Genomic DNA, 15,008 nt, shown 5'->3' with positions numbered 1-15,008 from the left:
CGGGCAATACACTGTTCAGTTGAAACGCTTTCTGCAAGTTTATCAAGACGCGTCTATTTCGGTCACTCAGGCGGAACTCTGCAAGCAGATCATTGAGTGGAAGGAGTACAGCGGCAGGGGCTTCTCCTTTGCGGACGACCGTGTGTGGCGCAACGCAGAAGGGCTAACCGATACCTGCGGCGACGCGACTGGCTGGCGGGAACTGAACACCGCGCATCACTTAGTCAGGATCGTTAGGGACATGGGTGCCATGTCAGGGCATTGAGTTCGAGGAAGATGCCGTCGCCGAGCACTCAGATCAGTTGGCCCTATCATAAGTACCGATTGGAGCGGTTTTCGCACGAATACGATCCCTGTTCGAAACTCGATCTAACTCGCACCCGGCTGCGGTTAGCCTAAGTTTTTTAACAGGGTGCTGAAGAACTCCATGGGGCCGCTCGTTGCGCCGTTCCGCCCGTCACGATGCTCGGAGCAGAGTGATCGCTGCACCGCGCTCAGATGACTGCCTTCTAAGGTTTGCTGCGGGCGACACGCCGTACCGCCGTCGGGCCCTTTCCGCCCTATGTGCCTCACATACCCAGCCGCTCCACTGCCTACATCGCCTACATCGCCGTCATTTTCGGCTCACGACTTCACCGTGCTTCCGTGAGACTGGGCCGATGTGGAGCCGTGTAAGTGCGGGCAGTGTAGGCGATGTAGGCGCGGGCGGAGCTCGGGATGCCGACCTATCCATCATGCACACAAAATCTGGACAGCTTGACAATGGGCCGTCAATATGTTGCCCTGCATCCGTGCCTCACGGGGGTAGTGTTGCGGTAGCCGCGCCAGGGCTCTAGAAAAGCTGCATCCAGACGTAAGCTTTAAATACGTCAAATTTGGTCAACTACGCCGGCCCGGGTAGCTTTGGTAGCTACCATCGACCACAGACGCTCATCGTCTCTGGCTGAAGCGCATTCCGTCGCAATTTTGCGGGGGCGTGTGCTTTGTTCCGCCTCCGCCTCAGTTTGAGGCTCAGATGATGAAATCATCCTGTGAACTTAAGACGATCCCGAAGGCTGCCGCGCAGCTTGGGATCAAAGCGCATGCTCTGCGCCGTGCCGTGAAACTGGGTCTCATCCCCAGCTACGCGGTCTTCAACAAACGCCTGCTGGTCAGCCCCGTTGAGGTACTGGCTGCCATCGCGAAGAGCGGGGAGGCGCAGCCGTGACCTCCATGATCTTTGCAAGCGAATACCGGGCCTACAAGGAGGCGGGTTTCGAACCCCGCCCCGTCACGCCCGGCACCAAAGGTCCGAAGGTGAAGGACTGGAACAAGCCGGATGCGGAACTGCCGCCGGACATCTACGAGAAATGGGCCGCCAAATATGCGGATCAGGGGCTCTGCCTGCGCCTCGGCACGGTTTTGCCCGATGGCACGATGCTTGCTGCGCTCGATATTGATGACGACCGCTTCGTGCGCGCGGCTCAATTCATGCTGGGTAATCCGCGCTGCGGTCGCTTTGGCAGCCGTGGCATGGCCTGGTTTGTTCGCATCCGGGGCGAGATGAAGAAGGCTAAAATTGCCTTCGACATCGAGGCTTCGGACGGCAGCAAAGTCCATGTCGGCGAACTGCTCGGCAAGGGCTGTGCCCTCGTCATTCCGCCAACGATCCACCCCGGCACGGAGCGCCCCTATGAATGGATTGGCGAGCCGCTGCTTTCGGTCGGGATTGAAAACCTTCCGATCATCGAGGTCTGAAAACATGAAAACTGTAAAACTGAACCTGCTGGCCAAGATATTGGTCAGCCCCAATGCCTTGGCGCTGACGGCAGGGTCGCCCGCGCATGAGCCGGGGATGAAATTCGTAAACGAACTCCTGCCTGTTACGCAGGATGAGGATCTGATTTGCGGCAGCGGCATTAGCCTGCTGCCGGAAGACTACCCCGGTAATCTCGGCAAGGAATTTCCGGAGATGGTGCGCTCTGGCGTCGCAAAAGGCCTCCACCTGCGCGGTGGCGGCTCTGATGATGGTGATAAAAAGCAGTCCGAACAGATCATCGATGCGGTTCAAAGTACCGGAATGCGATTGTTCCGCACCTCACTGGGCGAGACTTATTGTGCGATCCCCGGCAAAGGTGGTGGTCAAATGATCCATCCTGTCAAAAGCGACGCGCTGAGAGGCTATTTGCGTCGCCAGTACTTCCGGAAGACAGGGAAGCCGCCTGCCAGCGCCGCGATCAGTGAGGCACTGGATCACTTTGAGGCGGTGGCGCTCTTCGACAGCCCGACCGAGCAGGTTCATATCCGTGTCGCCGGGTATCAAGGTGAGGTCTACGTTGATCTCGGTGATGAGACCAACCGGGCGATCAGGATCAATGCCGACGGGTACTCGGTTACGGATGAGGTGCCGGTGAATTTCATTCGCCCGCACGGGACGTTTGGGGCCTTGCCGCAACCGGAAGATGGCTTTGATTCCGAGGAGCTCCGCAACCTCCTCGGGATGGATCAGGTCAATTTCTGCCTGCTGATCGCGTTCTGTATCAGCGCATTGAATCCGATGGGGCCGTTTTTTGTCTTGCAGATCCACGGTGAACATGGGTCCGGAAAATCGAATACGGCCAAGCTTGTGAAGGATATCATTGACCCCAATGTCGCTGATAAGCTGCGGATGCCGCGCAGCGAACAGGATATGGCGATCAACGCACAGGGGCAGTGGCTGCTGAACTATGAGAATCTGTCCCATCTGAGCCCCGACCAATCCGATATGTTGTGCACCATCGCCACCGGCGGGGCGTTTTCGGCGCGTAAGCTCTATACCGATGATGAGCAAAAAACGTTTGTCTTTCGCCGTCCGGTGATCCTCAACGGCATCGGCAACTACGCGCCGCGCGCAGATTTGCAGGATCGCTCGATCCCGCTCAATCTGACTGCGATCAGCCCGGAAAAGCGGAAGACCGAGCGTGAAATGCAGGCAGCTCTTGACCGGCTCAGCCCGGGCTTCCTCGGCTATCTTTATGACTGCGTGTCGATGGCGCTCAAGCGCATCAATGAGGTGGAGGCACCGAAAACCTTCCGAATGGCGGATGCCGCGCACTGGCTGCTCGCGGCGGAACCGGCCACCGGCTTCCAGACGGGTGCAATCTTTGAGGTGCTTGAAAAAGTGCAGCAGCAATTGATGGCGCAATCGGTTGTGAATGACACGCTGACGGCTGCCCTGCTGGAAATGTTGCTGGATGCGCCTGACAACGCCTTCAGCGGTCGTTTCGGGAAGCTGTTCGACCTGCTGCATGCCCGTGGCCGTAATCATGGCAAGGGCCTGCCTGCCTCGCCCTCGGCGCTGTCGTCGAAGATCGAGCGGCTTAAGCCCAGCATGCGCAAAATCGGCCTTGAGGTGGATGACGGGCCGCGCACCGCAAACGGTCAGATCATCAATCTGCGGCTCTCCGATGCCGGTCTTGCTCTGGCGCGTGAACTCGGTGATCCGGAGAAGGATTTGCCGCCGTTCTGACCGCTATATGGCCCCGCCGTCGATCAGGGCGGGGCCATGTCCAGAGGTCTGCCCGGATCTACACGATCTACATGATCTGCACTTGGCAGGATGACACCGTTCGGTTGCCGCGCGCCCGTGTTTCCGGGTCCCTGATTGCCGACAGTCCTGCCCCCCATGCAGACCATTATGGGGGGTATCAGAGCCCGAAGGCGGCGGCGTCGCCTGATCGCGGTGTCGCCGTCGCCCTGGCGCTCAGCCCTGCCGCTGCCCTGACATCTTCGTCGATGGCGATGGAATCCAGCCCCACGACATCACCCTTCGTCTCGCCCTCCCGGTCGCCCTGAGGCCCGTCTGACAGGCCTCGCTGAGCCGCCAGAATACCTGTGACGGGCCTCGGAATGCCTCTCCGGCCTCTTCCGGCCTCCCGCCTGCCATTCACCTTCGGTCGCGCCCTGGTGCGCGGTCATCACAGGGTCACCGCTGCGCATATTCACGAGTGTTTTCAATAAATTGTGCGACATCTTCGGGCGTGTTTTCCTTAGATCAGTCGCCCCGCAATCAAGGACTTACACCGCCATGACCGATACCACCGTCCGGCTCGGCATCTGGAACCGCAAGCGCCCGCTCGCCTCGGGCAAGGTCCAGCGCCAGCGCCTCCATTCCGTCAACTGGCTCTGCCCCGAGACCGGCAAAAAGCGCCGTCTTTCCTTCGCCACCAAAGCCGAGGCCGAGGCCGAGCGCGACCGGATTGTCGCCGCGATGAAGGGCCAGCGCTATTTCAATCCGAATGCCAATCCGACCGTGGCCGAGGCGGTCGCCCACTGGCTGGGCGTCAAGACCCCCGACATCAAGCCCCAGACCCGCAAGACCTATACGATCCTGTGCCGCCTGATCACCGGGCCGCTGTTGCAGGGCAGCCCGAAAGAGCGGGCGGTGTTCACCGCGACCGGCGTCAAGCCGCATCGCGATGCGAAGGTCTTGCAGATGCTGGGCGCGAAGAAGCTCAGCGAGCTCACCACTGCCGAAATCCGGGCCTGGCATGCAATGCTGCGCGAGGAGGTGGGCGAGTTCAGCGCGAAGGAGGTCAAGGGCATGCTGAAGTCGATCCTCGCGCTGGCTGAGGAGGATTTTGGCGTCCCGGTGCCGAAGATGCCGAGCAATCTGGTGCGCCGGAAGCAGAAGCCGAAAAAGTCGATCCTGGATCCCGCAGAAGTCGCCCAGCTGCTCGACCATGCCAAGACCGACCCCGCGCGCGGCATCTTCTATGCCTTCCCCTTCCTGACCGGCGTCCGGGCCTCTGAGCAGCTGGGCCTCTTGTGGGAGGATGTCGATCTCGACGCCGGAGTGATCCAGATTCGCCGGGTGCAGGAGCGCGATGGCAGCATGACGCTTGCGACGAAGACGGAAGCCGGTGAGCGCGAGATCCCTATCTGCGCGACTTTGCGTAAAATGCTGCTAGAATGGAAGCTGATCTGCCCGCGCCGCGAGGGCCGTCTGTACCGGGTTTTCTGCGGCCCCGGCCATCAGCGCGCATGGCCGCAGCGGCCCGAGGGAAGCGGTTCCGCGATCCTCTACAGCAATTTCCTGCGGCGATACTGGCAGCCCGGCCTGAAGGCGGCAGGGGCGCGTTATGTGACGCATCACAGTGCCCGGCATTCCTTCGTCTCGACCTTGCAGGCGCAGGGCGTCGAGGTCGGGCTGGTGGCGAAACTGGCCGGGCATGCCAATCCGGCGGTGACGCTGGGGCACTATACCCAAGCCGTGCGCGGCGGCGCAGGCGCGTTGCAGCTGCTCGACGAGGCCTATGGCGCGGCCTCCGGGGGCCTGCGCTGATGCGGGCGGGGTCCATACCTGGGTCAGGCGGGGAGGGCGCTCCGGTGGTCCTCTCCGCGCCCCGGCGATACCGTGTCACCGATACCATGAGCGGCGACGAGATCGACCTCCCCGCCGCCCGGCTTGAGGCGATCCTCGGCATCGAGATCGGCTATATCGACTGGTGCCTCGCCTGCGACGGGATCTTTGCCAATGGGCGCTGGCGGGTCACAGTGGCACCGTGAGGCCGGGGCATCCCCCCTAGTCCTGCCGCGCGGGTATGGGCAATGCAGCAGGGGGATACCGGGGGCGGGCGCACTGATAGAGTGGATGCATACCCCCATCCCCGCCGCGCGCCTGTGTGTAGCGTCGCAGGAGGATGTGTCGAACCGGGGGCGTTGTGACCTCGGGAAGCAGGTCAGGAGCGTTGATTTGGCGCGCTGAGCGCTAATCAGTCGTAGACCACTCCCGGCCCCAATATCTCAAATCCCTTTATCTCGAACTCATACATTCCTGAGCGGTCAGCCTTCTCGGCTCTCGCGATCAGCTTGCCCTCAGGATTCCGAAAAACCGCGTGAGCAGAATGAATTGCGCGATAGCAGTGCGTTCCGTCCGGGTAGATATATTTCAACATTCGGGCGACTCCAAAGTTGAACTGCGGCAGGGTGTGAAGGTAGTATGTTCTCTAAATGTTCATTTTAATCACGCAAGCTGTCAAGGTCTGTTCAGCGCTGCCTCACGCGCTGCCCAAAGCTTTCAACTGGCTGAGCGCGATCTTCATGCGCTCATCGCTCAGTCCCCGCAGCAGCGCCGTGGCCTCGGCCTCCAGCCGCATCCTGTTCGGGCTCTTGGTCTCGACCGCATCACCTTCCGGGAAAAAGTCCCGCAGCGGCACCTCCAGCGCTTTCGCAATCGCCATGAGCGTGTCGAGTGCGGGGAGCGACTTCGCCCGTTCGATATTCGAGATAGCCTCGGCTGTGCGCTCGATGGCCTCGGCCAGCCGCGCCTGCTGAATGCCGCGCGCCTTGCGGGCGGTGCGGACCTGCCCGGCGATGAAGTGTTTGAGATCGCTGTCCATGATGCGGATTAGGCTTCATAGATTGACAGTATAAATCGACTGTGCTTTGAATTTCCTAGATAATTGAAGTGAAGTTCTGATTTTTGGAGTAAACCGACATGAAGGCTATCAAATACCTGATGATCGGTGCCACTGTGGCCCTGTCGGGCTGCTTCCCGCCGGTCGAGCGGAAGCCGTTGCCCGGTGACCCGGTCAAGGCCTGCCGCTCTGGGATCCGGGAAGCCTGCGCGCTGCTGGCGATGCAGCAAAATGCCATGCGCGATCTGCACCAGCAGGCAGTGACTGCCCCGGTTTACCGCCCGGTCTACGCGTCAGGCTATCCTCCCGGGGCACGGGCAAGCACCACCTGCCAGACAAATCTCGGGATCACCCAATTCGACACAAGGCATCGGTGAGCGAGTAAAGGAGTTGGAATGCTTTTTATCGTTCTTATCGTAGTCGTTTTTCTTGTCTTCATGTGGGTAGATTGGGGAGAAATCGAATGGACGCCCAATCAACGCCGCGAAGGACGAGAGTACAGACGCAAACTTACCGAGCGTAAATTACGGGATGAGAAAGCTTCCCGGCGCATTGCAGTGGAGCGAAGAAAACAAATCGCATTAGAGCAGTGGAGAGATAATTATCGGCGTCAGCATAGTCTTCCGCCTTACGGTCCAGACTATCTGGCCGGACAGCGCGAGATTGAAGCATACGAGAGAAGGCAGGCCGAAAAAAATTGGGAGCGCAATTTGGCTATGAAAGAACATCGTGCTTCATTGGCCGCAGCGCGTCGCCGCCGCAAAGATCACCTCTGATTACGCGCGAGTGTTTTAAGTAGCATTGAACAAACATGGTGGCACTGATGACCGATGTTGTTGACCGCGCGCGAGGCGCGCTGCTCGGCCTTGCTGTCGGCGATGCGCTCGGCGCACCGGTGGAATTTCTGCCGCGTGGTTCGTTCCCGCCGGTCACCGGCATGCAGGCGGGCGGGCGCTTCGATCTGCCAGCCGGGGCATGGACCGATGACACAGCGATGGCGCTTTGCCTCGCGGAATCCCTGCTGGCGCATCGCGAGTTTCACGTGATTGACATGCTGAACCGCTTTTGTCGCTGGGCAGGGCATGGCGATAACAGCAGCACGGGCAAAGCGGTCGGCATCGGCCAGTACACGCTTTACCGACTGGGCGAATACCGTCGCACGGGCGATTATCCTGCGCCGCCGATGCCGGGCGGGCGCTCGGATGGCAATGGCGCGCTTATGCGGGTCGCACCGGCTGCCATCCGCCATTGGCGGGATCACTGGGACGCAGGAGCAGTCGCTACAGCGCAAAGCCGTGCCACGCATGCCTCGGAACTGTCGAAATGGGCTTGCGCCTTCACAGCCCGCCTGATCGCGCGCCTGATCGCGGGCGAGGCATGGGATGTCGCGATTGCCGAGGCGCTTGAGACGGTCCCGATCCAGATCTGTCCTGAAATCCACGAGCGCGTGGCCCGGCGGCACAGCGAGACCGAGCCGCCGTCAACCGGCTTCGTCCTTGATACGCTGGAAGCGGCGCTCTGGGCCGTGGAGCGCAGCAGCTGCTTTACTGATGCCGTGCTGACCGCAGTCAATCTCGGCCATGATGCCGATACGACCGGGGCAGTCGCGGGCCAGATTGCAGGGGCGCGCTACGGTGTCGACAGCATTCCGGCGGACTGGCTGGACGCGCTGGCGCAAAGGCAACGGATCGACGGGATCGCGGGGCGACTGCTGGAAATGGGGTGAGGATGGTGGTTTGAGCCCTTAGCAGCCATTCGATTGTTGCAAGGTTTGGTTCAACCACTCGGTATGCAGAAGGCCATATACCAGCATGTCGCACAGACCTTTGTGGGTTATTTCGTGCTGCCTCAGGCAACCTTCGCATGTGAACCCCAAGCGATCAGCGAGTCGAACCGATGCCAGATTTTCAGCATCAATTTCGAGATAGAGGCGGCGAACCCCCCCCTCCATAAATAGATGATCGACCAATGCAGTCATGCATTCTGTCGCCACACCATGACCCTGCCGACCAGTTGTGGTCACATATCCCAGTTCCAGAACCCCATCATCTCGCCCAGGAGATGCGACATAACGACCTGCGAGGGATCCGTCTAACTTGTCTATGGCGACCCATGTTCGCCCTGGCCATTCACTATCAGTCAGCCAATCGGCCAATTGCTCAACCGACGTAAAATGTGGCTGAGACATGTATCGGCACTGAGCTTCGTCGGAAAACGTGCCGAAGAGCGCTTTAGCATCGGAACGCAAAATCGCCCTCATGTTGAAGCGCTTCGTTTCAAAAGTCGTTGTGGTCAAGCGCTCTGCCAAGTTCCTACCTCCGTCTTGCATTGGCTATCGCGTGGGATAGCTCAATTCTGCGATAGTGGCCACGATCACAAAGCGCGACCGTCCGCTCTGTCCCGCATAGCTGACATAGCCGTCAAGTGTAGCGCGTGTAGCCAGTGTAGGCGCACCGCAGGGCCTCATGCATGAGGGGGAGCCCCATCCTCAGCCCATTGTCCCTGAACTGCCACATATCTCCGGCAAACCGCATTGGCCCTTTTTGTGCTCCATCCCGGCAACCTGCTAATTTTCCGGCATAAATCAAGACAGAGCAGGAGCCGTAACAATGACGAAGACCAAATCCGACGGTGCGACCTGGGCCACGGTGACCCTGGCAATGCCGCAGCTTGTCGAATGGCAGATTGAAGGCGATGCTGCGCCGAAGACGGGCAGCGGCCTGCGCGACTTCGTGGCGGCGCTGGCGAAAGTCGGGGAAGGCACGGACACGGTTCTGCGCGTCAACCTGGTGCTCAGCCTGTGAGTTTACTTATGCGGTGGCTCTGGCCTTCGGGCGTGTATTCATGCGGCGAACCGCCCCAGTGAGAAGAGCGAGCAGCTCTTCTTCACTTGTGTGAGCGTGGATCTCGACCAATTCCACTCCTCCAAGCCGCAAAGCCTCGCGTTTCAGTACATCACGCGCTGCAGCCGTATCACCAACATGATGGCCGCTGCCCTGATACTCGACAGCAAAGCATGGTTCGCCAAAGCCGTCGATCACGAGGAAATCGACGCGCTTGGCGTTGAATGCGCCAAAAGCCATTTTGTCCTGTGTCGTCAGGCCGACTGCGCCTCGTGTGGAAAGAAAGGCCCCCATGCCAACCTCTGCCATCACGCGCGCCCTTGGTGCCTCGGCTTTCAGCGTGCGCTCAATCATCACGAGGATGCGGTAGGCAGATTTGTTGATCGGGCGGCGCGCGGAAATGTTGGTTGCTCTGAGCGCCGACAGTTGTTCTTCGACCGTTACCTTACCGTCAGCGGGCCTCTGACGGTCCTGCCACGAAGCTGGCTGGTCCGAGCGCCTGTTGTATCGGTTATACCCGCCACGGTAGCCGCCCGACTTTCTGAAGCCTCCGGAAAACTTCAGCGCAGCCACAGCACCGATTAGAATAACGATTAGAAAAACTTCCATAAAAGCACCATCTCAAGCTTGATCAGATCAATGGCACAAATGCCAGCTTGGGTTCAACCGGAGGGGGCGCTGAAAACGGGATGGGATTCGCGATGTGACGGGCGGATTTCGGGTGACCAGGTTGCCCACCCTGTCCCGAAATCCGGTGACCGCGCGGTGACCGCGTGACATCTTCTGGGCATTTCCGAAGATGTCCAGAAGCCCGAAGGGGGGGCTCTAAGATACTGTAAAATATATTATAAAACGCTCGGAAACATGGTGGGCGGTGAGGGACTCGAACCCCCGACATCTTCGGTGTAAACGAAGCGCTCTACCAACTGAGCTAACCGCCCGCCTTTGCGGGGGCGTAACGCGGTCGCGGCGCGGGTGCAAGCCTTTCTCGCGGGTATGACTGGCCCGCCCTGCGGTGAATTGCATGACCCGACCGGAAAAACCTTGCTGATGTGCATGGGTGAACAGCCCTCCCGCAGCTTGCCGGGGGTGAAACGGCGCGGGAAGGTGATTACTCTTTGCTCTGAGACCAGGCGGGGCGGAGCCGAAACGCCCCCAACCGCAATTCCGCCAGACCACCGCATCTGACCATCATACCAGACCCAGGAGGCAAGCCATGAGCTGGAACCCCGCCCTCGACCCCTCGATCCCTGTCGGCGATCAGGTCGATTCCATTGCCTCCGTCATCGTGCCGCGCGCACGCGATCTGGGCGGGTTCGAGGTGCGCCGCGCGCTCCCTTCGGTCGAGCGGCAGATGGTCGGACCTTTTATCCCACATTTCCCAAGTAAGGCGCTGATTTCGCTGTCCTGACCATTATATTTCCTATATAAAACATGGTGTTGAAGGCTGCGAGGGGCGCGTTTCATGGATCACCCAGAGGGTGCGGGCTTGCAACGGGCAGATCGGGTGGATTTCGACCCTCGCGTGCGGCTGGAATTTCGCGGCACGCAGCTCAGTTCCGACGGCGGCCTTCTGGTGATGCGCGAGCTTGATGACGCGCTCGGGTTGTCCGATTTGGCGTCAGCGGCGCTGCGCGATACTCGCTCTGGCAAGAACACGGTCCATCGGCTCGACGGCCTGTTCCGGCAATCAGTCTTTGGGCGGCTGGCCGGATACGAGGATGTCAACGACGCCAACCGTCTCGCCTGCGATCCGGTCATGCGCCAAGTTGTCGGCGGCAGAGCGGTCGATGCACAAGCGGCCTCGGCATCGCAGATGGGACGGTTCGAGACCGAGACGCTGGCTCTGGCCGGGAACCGTGCCGCGCTGGCCGACCTGAACGGGCAATGGATCGACCGGTTCCATGACCGTAACGGGCTGAAGTACATCGTTCTGGACATGGACAGCTCGGTCAGCCCGACCCATGGCGACCAGGAAGGGTCTGCCTGGAATGGCCATTTCGACTGTAGCTGCTATCACCCCAACTTTCTGTTCAACCAGTTCGGGATGCTGGAACGCTGCGCCCTGCGCCATGGCAACGTCCACAGCGCCGATGGCTGGCGTGATGTTCTCGACCCCGTCATTGCGCGCTACGCGGAGCGCGACCTTGGTGGCAGGTTCTTCCGGGCCGATGCTGCCTACGCGATCCCGGCGATCTATGAGCGATTGGAAGAAGCGCGGTTCTTCTACGCCATCCGGCTGCCCGCAAACGCGGTCCTCAAGGACAAGATCGCGCATCGGCTAACGCGCCCTGTCGGGCGGCCGTCACTGACCAAGGTCAAGCGGTTCTTCGAGGAATTCGAGTATCAGGCGGCGTCCTGGGACAAGGAACGCCGGGTGATCGCCAAGATCGAATGGCATCCGGGCGAACTGTTCCCGCGTGTCGGCTTCATCGTCACCAACCTGCCGATGGAGCCGGACTGGGTGGTGCGGTTCTACAACCAGCGCGGCACCGCCGAGCAGCACATCAAAGAGGGCAAATACGCCTTTCGCTGGACGCGGCTGTCGTGCCGGAAGTTCCGCGACAATGAGGTGCGGCTGCAACTGCACGCCCTGGCGTACAACCTGGCCACCTTCTTGCGCTGCATCGAGCTGCCCGAGGCCATGGCCGACTGGTCGTTGACCAGCCTGCAACTGAAGCTGATCAAGATCGGGGCACGTGTGGTCCGTCACGCCCGCACCATCACCTTCCAGCTGGCCGAGGTCGCTGTCACCGGCACGATGGTACGCGCCATCCTCGCCGCTATCCGCCGATTGCGAGCGCCACCGCTATGCGCATGATCGCGATCCACGCTCAAACTGAACGAAAGCGGCTGGACAGATCTGTCCGCTGCGCTGAAAAACGCCGCCCCTGGGCAAGGAAACAGCGGCTTCGCGGTCTGATCCGTCCAGATCCAGCAGTCTGCGCGACCGCAGGTGCCGCTTGCGGCAGAAAATCCTTGTCTAGCGCTCGGATACAGGCGATCTTCACCTCAAACGACACGCCACTTGGGGAATGCAGGTTGAAGGAAGACCTGCGATCATACGTGGTGTTGGTCGGTAAGGATGACGCATTTGACCCGACAAGCTTTGGGGTCGCGCTTGACCGTGCTGCCGGGCTTGCACTGCTTCAATCGCTTTATGCGCTTTAGTTTGCGGCCGACAGGCCGGTGGGGAAGCGGCAACTGCCCGCATGGCAGTGCTGAAAGGCACCGGGGTGACATTCATCCATGAGCAGGACGTGGCGGACGACATTGCCGTAGGCTGCCTGATCCGCATGCTTGAAGACTGGATGCCACCCCGATCGGGCTTTAGCCTCTATTGCCCCGGCCGATGCAACTTCTCTGCCGTATTCGCAGCATTCCTTGCTATGGTGAGGAAAACGCGTTTATCTTTTTCGACCAGATGGGGCCGGCCGAATTCCTGACGGGCGAAGGAATCGACGTGCGGCCGCATCCTCATATCGGCCTCGGCACCGTGACCTATCTGCTGAAGGGGCGTCTCCATCACCGCGACAGCCTCGGCACCGATCAATGGATCGAGCCGGGCGCGGTGAACTGGATGATGGCCGGCCATGGTATCACCCATTCCGAGCGCACCGATGGCGAAGCCCGCCGCGCGCCGCTGTCGATGTTCGGGCTTCAGACCTGGCTTGCAGTGCCCAAAGACCGCGAGGATGACCCCGCCGGATTTACCCATGTCGACAAATCGCGCCTGCCCGAGCTGGAGGGCGAGGGCAAACAGGTGCGCCTCATCCTCGGCCATGCCTGGGGGGCGCGGATGGATCTCGATATGCCGTCCGAGGTCTTCTACGCCGATGCGGTGCTGGCGCCCGGCGCCGCGATTCCGCTGCCCGATGACCATGAAGACCGGGGTGTCTATGTGCTGACGGGTGAGGTCATTTCCGGTAGCCAGGTATTCGGGGCGGGCAGGATGCTGGTTTTCCGCCCCGGCGATCAGGTCTCGGTAAAGGCCGGCGATCAGGGCGCTCGGATCATGTTGCTGGGGGGCGCCACCATGGACGGGCCGCGCTACATCTGGTGGAATTTCGTGGCCTCGTCGAAAGACCGGATCGAGGCGGCGAAAGAGGCCTGGCGCGCCGGCGACTGGGCGCATGGCCGTTTCCGGCTGCCGCCGCAGGATGATCACGAATTCATTCCGGCGCCGGAAAAGTGACTTTTGCCGGAAAAAGGCGGGCGGCGGGGCTGATGGTGAAATTTCCTCAATCCGCCGCTTGACGGGGACCCCAGCCCCAGGTATCTAGCCCCCCACGCCCGGTTCGCCGGGAAAGCAAGAGACCAAAAGCGCGGTTGTAGCTCAGTCGGTTAGAGTACCGGCCTGTCACGCCGGGGGTCGCGGGTTCGAGCCCCGTCAACCGCGCCACTTGCTTTCCGGATGCGAACAGGGATGATAGCGCGGTTGTAGCTCAGTCGGTTAGAGTACCGGCCTGTCACGCCGGGGGTCGCGGGTTCGAGCCCCGTCAACCGCGCCATTTTACCCAATATCTGCAAGGACCGGTCCATACCGGGCTGATCTGTGTATTTACACCAGGGATTCTGTGTATTTGCACCAGGGAGAATGTGCTTTCATCCCGGCTCAAACACGCCCGCCAAACACCACCGCCAAATACGCCCGCCGGAGACTTCGCCCCTCAGCACCAGGTGCAAAGACAGCCACGCCAGGCATCAGATCCGGGTGGCAATGACAATATGGGCAGCCGGGCGTCCCACACTAGCCCCCCGCGACGGCAATCCTGGGCCACCGCTCTGCCTTCATCCCGTCCGTGACGCAAGAGGAGGCCCCGGTGACGCTCAGGGCCTTCCTGCACCAGCGACGGCGCTGGATAGCCGGGCACATCATCACTGCCATCGTCCACCTGCGGAACCCGGTCCAGACATGGCTGGAGATAGGCCCGGCGGGCTCCCTAGCCCTGCTTGCCCTTCTCAAGCGAGAGAAGGGCATTGACGTTGATCACCTGAACGCCGCCGATGCGTGGATGGATTATTGGGAGGCGACTGTGCTTTTCGTCTTCTCCAGTGGCGAGCAGGCAGAGGAGGCGTTGAAGGCTCAGAAACTGCGCGATGAACTGGTGGCCGCGATCAACGCAATGGGCGGGGTGCGCGTCAGCCATACCGATCTGGCGAACAAGGTGACGAACAAGTATCAGCGGAAGAACCTGAACGCGAAGCAGGTCAAGGAGGCAGTTGAGGCGCTGCAACGAGAGTCGCCGCCCCGTATCCATTCTGAAACGATTACCACAAACGGCCGATCCGCCACCTATTACACGCTGATCGACCTGTTTGATGCTTCAGATGAATGACAAAAGGGATTAAGGGGGAATAAGGGGCATAACCCCTATAGCTAAGTCATTGTAATATAGCTTTTCCCCCTTAATACCTTTTTTACCTTTCCTACCTTCCTGCTGCTACCTGCACACAGACTAGCCGGGATGGGGGAAAAGGGGTTAAGGGAGAAAATGGGATCGCTCCAAAAGGTCGAACGTCTTATTCTTATTCATAAACGGGCCCGTCGCAATCGGCTGGAATTGCATGGATCAGAGCCGCAGTATAGCAGTCAAGTAAGACTATCATAAGCGCTAGGTCATGTTGACAAATGGCGAAGCCATAGCCTGATGCAGGCAACGTCTACGAAGCCGAGGAAACTGTCTGCGGTTTTGTCGTAGCGGGTTGCCAACCGACGGCTGTTTTTCAGCTTGTTGAAGCAGCGCTCGACCATGTTGCGCAGGGTGTAGATGGTCATGTCGACCCC

At 60.3% G+C, this 15,008-nt stretch carries 19 protein-coding genes and 3 tRNA genes; 16 read left to right on the top strand and 6 right to left on the bottom strand.

Translation table 11 applies throughout. The features are described from left to right. Window positions 1-19 precede the first annotated feature (19 nt). The 6 genes from DRF71_RS06675 (at window position 20) to DRF71_RS27265 (ending at window position 5,526) form a co-directional block, all read left to right on the top strand. Window positions 20-265: a beta family protein gene (locus DRF71_RS06675; RefSeq protein WP_112309668.1), complete on the top strand. Its 246-nt coding sequence runs from the start codon at window positions 20-22 to the stop codon at window positions 263-265. Window positions 266-1,015: 750 nt separating this feature from the next. Next, the gene (locus DRF71_RS06670; RefSeq protein WP_112309667.1) at window positions 1,016-1,207 is read left to right on the top strand and encodes a hypothetical protein; all 192 of its coding nucleotides are present in this window, start codon (window positions 1,016-1,018) and stop codon (window positions 1,205-1,207) included. Window positions 1,208-1,212: 5 nt separating this feature from the next. Then, window positions 1,213-1,737, top strand: coding sequence for a bifunctional DNA primase/polymerase (locus DRF71_RS06665; RefSeq protein WP_112309666.1), 525 nt, complete (start codon window positions 1,213-1,215; stop codon window positions 1,735-1,737). 4 nt (window positions 1,738-1,741) lie between these two features. Continuing rightward, window positions 1,742-3,487, top strand: a complete 1,746-nt coding sequence (locus tag DRF71_RS06660; RefSeq protein ID WP_112309665.1) for a hypothetical protein — start codon at window positions 1,742-1,744, stop codon at window positions 3,485-3,487. A gap of 558 nt (window positions 3,488-4,045) precedes the next feature. Continuing rightward, window positions 4,046-5,302 (top strand): tyrosine-type recombinase/integrase, encoded by a 1,257-nt coding sequence (locus DRF71_RS06650; RefSeq protein WP_112309663.1) that lies wholly within the window; start codon window positions 4,046-4,048, stop codon window positions 5,300-5,302. Window positions 5,303-5,346: 44 nt separating this feature from the next. Then, a complete protein-coding gene (locus tag DRF71_RS27265; protein ID WP_157970953.1) occupies window positions 5,347-5,526 on the top strand; it encodes a hypothetical protein in 180 nt (59 codons plus the stop codon). A gap of 206 nt (window positions 5,527-5,732) precedes the next feature. Here DRF71_RS27265 and DRF71_RS06645 read toward each other — a convergent pair whose 3' ends face one another. Further along, window positions 5,733-5,915, bottom strand: a complete 183-nt coding sequence (locus tag DRF71_RS06645) for a hypothetical protein (protein WP_112309662.1) — start codon at window positions 5,913-5,915, stop codon at window positions 5,733-5,735. A 102-nt stretch (window positions 5,916-6,017) separates the two neighbouring features. Then, on the bottom strand, window positions 6,018-6,359 hold the full coding sequence (locus DRF71_RS06640) for a helix-turn-helix domain-containing protein (protein WP_112309661.1): 342 nt from the start codon (window positions 6,357-6,359) through the stop codon (window positions 6,018-6,020). Window positions 6,360-6,457: 98 nt separating this feature from the next. Here DRF71_RS06640 and DRF71_RS06635 point away from each other — a divergent pair, with 98 nt between their 5' ends. Genes DRF71_RS06635 through DRF71_RS06630 form a run of 3 tightly spaced genes read left to right on the top strand, consistent with a single transcriptional unit; the run spans window position 6,458 to window position 8,103 of the window. Then, the gene (locus tag DRF71_RS06635; protein WP_112309660.1) at window positions 6,458-6,754 is read left to right on the top strand and encodes a hypothetical protein; all 297 of its coding nucleotides are present in this window, start codon (window positions 6,458-6,460) and stop codon (window positions 6,752-6,754) included. An 18-nt stretch (window positions 6,755-6,772) separates the two neighbouring features. Beyond that, window positions 6,773-7,153: a hypothetical protein gene (locus tag DRF71_RS27260; RefSeq protein ID WP_157970952.1), complete on the top strand. Its 381-nt coding sequence runs from the start codon at window positions 6,773-6,775 to the stop codon at window positions 7,151-7,153. 47 nt (window positions 7,154-7,200) lie between these two features. Then, window positions 7,201-8,103 carry an ADP-ribosylglycohydrolase family protein gene (locus DRF71_RS06630; RefSeq protein ID WP_157970951.1) on the top strand — a complete coding sequence of 301 codons (903 nt, stop codon included), beginning with the start codon at window positions 7,201-7,203 and terminating at the stop codon, window positions 8,101-8,103. An 18-nt stretch (window positions 8,104-8,121) separates the two neighbouring features. Here DRF71_RS06630 and DRF71_RS06625 read toward each other — a convergent pair whose 3' ends face one another. Beyond that, window positions 8,122-8,685, bottom strand: coding sequence for a GNAT family N-acetyltransferase (locus tag DRF71_RS06625; RefSeq protein WP_198672081.1), 564 nt, complete (start codon window positions 8,683-8,685; stop codon window positions 8,122-8,124). Window positions 8,686-8,986: 301 nt separating this feature from the next. On the opposite strand from DRF71_RS06625, the gene DRF71_RS06620 reads away from it, so the two are divergent. Then, window positions 8,987-9,181 carry a hypothetical protein gene (locus DRF71_RS06620; protein ID WP_112309657.1) on the top strand — a complete coding sequence of 65 codons (195 nt, stop codon included), beginning with the start codon at window positions 8,987-8,989 and terminating at the stop codon, window positions 9,179-9,181. 6 nt (window positions 9,182-9,187) lie between these two features. On the opposite strand, the gene DRF71_RS06615 is transcribed toward DRF71_RS06620, so the two are convergent. Beyond that, window positions 9,188-9,829, bottom strand: coding sequence for a DUF2726 domain-containing protein (locus DRF71_RS06615; protein WP_112309656.1), 642 nt, complete (start codon window positions 9,827-9,829; stop codon window positions 9,188-9,190). A 256-nt stretch (window positions 9,830-10,085) separates the two neighbouring features. Then, window positions 10,086-10,161, bottom strand: a tRNA-Val gene (locus DRF71_RS06610). Between the two features lie 275 nt (window positions 10,162-10,436). On the opposite strand from DRF71_RS06610, the gene DRF71_RS06605 reads away from it, so the two are divergent. The 6 genes from DRF71_RS06605 to DRF71_RS06575 all read left to right on the top strand — a co-directional run bounded on the left by DRF71_RS06605 (window position 10,437) and on the right by DRF71_RS06575 (window position 14,559). Then, a complete protein-coding gene (locus tag DRF71_RS06605; RefSeq protein ID WP_112309655.1) occupies window positions 10,437-10,631 on the top strand; it encodes a hypothetical protein in 195 nt (64 codons plus the stop codon). Window positions 10,632-10,685: 54 nt separating this feature from the next. Next, entirely contained in the window at window positions 10,686-12,041 is a 1,356-nt protein-coding gene (locus DRF71_RS06600; protein ID WP_006473457.1) for an IS1380-like element IS1247 family transposase, read from the top strand. 531 nt (window positions 12,042-12,572) lie between these two features. Further along, on the top strand, window positions 12,573-13,415 hold the full coding sequence (locus DRF71_RS06590) for a pirin family protein (protein ID WP_112309653.1): 843 nt from the start codon (window positions 12,573-12,575) through the stop codon (window positions 13,413-13,415). A 130-nt stretch (window positions 13,416-13,545) separates the two neighbouring features. After that, window positions 13,546-13,622 (top strand) — tRNA-Asp (locus DRF71_RS06585). Between the two features lie 32 nt (window positions 13,623-13,654). After that, a tRNA-Asp gene (locus tag DRF71_RS06580) sits at window positions 13,655-13,731 on the top strand. A gap of 312 nt (window positions 13,732-14,043) precedes the next feature. Next, window positions 14,044-14,559 (top strand): hypothetical protein, encoded by a 516-nt coding sequence (locus DRF71_RS06575; protein ID WP_157970950.1) that lies wholly within the window; start codon window positions 14,044-14,046, stop codon window positions 14,557-14,559. A gap of 281 nt (window positions 14,560-14,840) precedes the next feature. Here the strand turns inward: DRF71_RS06575 and DRF71_RS06570 are convergent. Beyond that, a partial coding sequence (locus DRF71_RS06570) for a transposase (RefSeq protein ID WP_157970990.1) occupies window positions 14,841-15,008 on the bottom strand: 168 nt, incomplete at its 5' end.

The sequence above is a fragment of the Pseudogemmobacter bohemicus genome (genome assembly GCF_003290025.1).
Taxonomy (GTDB): Bacteria; Pseudomonadota; Alphaproteobacteria; order Rhodobacterales; family Rhodobacteraceae; genus Pseudogemmobacter; species Pseudogemmobacter bohemicus.
The sequence above is the reverse complement of the archived record's forward strand: the minus strand, read 5'-3'. Positions and strand labels throughout refer to the sequence as shown.

Coding starts and splice junctions, on each gene's coding strand:
- DRF71_RS06670 (WP_112309667.1), top strand. CDS start 1,016: ATGATGAAATCATCCTGTGAACTTAAGACGATCCCGAAGGCTGCCGCG.
- DRF71_RS06665 (WP_112309666.1), top strand. CDS start 1,213: ATGATCTTTGCAAGCGAATACCGGGCCTACAAGGAGGCGGGTTTCGAA.
- DRF71_RS06660 (WP_112309665.1), top strand. CDS start 1,742: ATGAAAACTGTAAAACTGAACCTGCTGGCCAAGATATTGGTCAGCCCC.
- DRF71_RS06650 (WP_112309663.1), top strand. CDS start 4,046: ATGACCGATACCACCGTCCGGCTCGGCATCTGGAACCGCAAGCGCCCG.
- DRF71_RS06645 (WP_112309662.1), bottom strand. CDS start 5,915: ATGTTGAAATATATCTACCCGGACGGAACGCACTGCTATCGCGCAATT.
- DRF71_RS06640 (WP_112309661.1), bottom strand. CDS start 6,359: ATGGACAGCGATCTCAAACACTTCATCGCCGGGCAGGTCCGCACCGCC.
- DRF71_RS06635 (WP_112309660.1), top strand. CDS start 6,458: ATGAAGGCTATCAAATACCTGATGATCGGTGCCACTGTGGCCCTGTCG.
- DRF71_RS27260 (WP_157970952.1), top strand. CDS start 6,773: ATGCTTTTTATCGTTCTTATCGTAGTCGTTTTTCTTGTCTTCATGTGG.
- DRF71_RS06630 (WP_157970951.1), top strand. CDS start 7,201: ATGACCGATGTTGTTGACCGCGCGCGAGGCGCGCTGCTCGGCCTTGCT.
- DRF71_RS06620 (WP_112309657.1), top strand. CDS start 8,987: ATGACGAAGACCAAATCCGACGGTGCGACCTGGGCCACGGTGACCCTG.
- DRF71_RS06615 (WP_112309656.1), bottom strand. CDS start 9,829: ATGGAAGTTTTTCTAATCGTTATTCTAATCGGTGCTGTGGCTGCGCTG.
- DRF71_RS06605 (WP_112309655.1), top strand. CDS start 10,437: ATGAGCTGGAACCCCGCCCTCGACCCCTCGATCCCTGTCGGCGATCAG.
- DRF71_RS06600 (WP_006473457.1), top strand. CDS start 10,686: ATGGATCACCCAGAGGGTGCGGGCTTGCAACGGGCAGATCGGGTGGAT.
- DRF71_RS06590 (WP_112309653.1), top strand. CDS start 12,573: ATGCAACTTCTCTGCCGTATTCGCAGCATTCCTTGCTATGGTGAGGAA.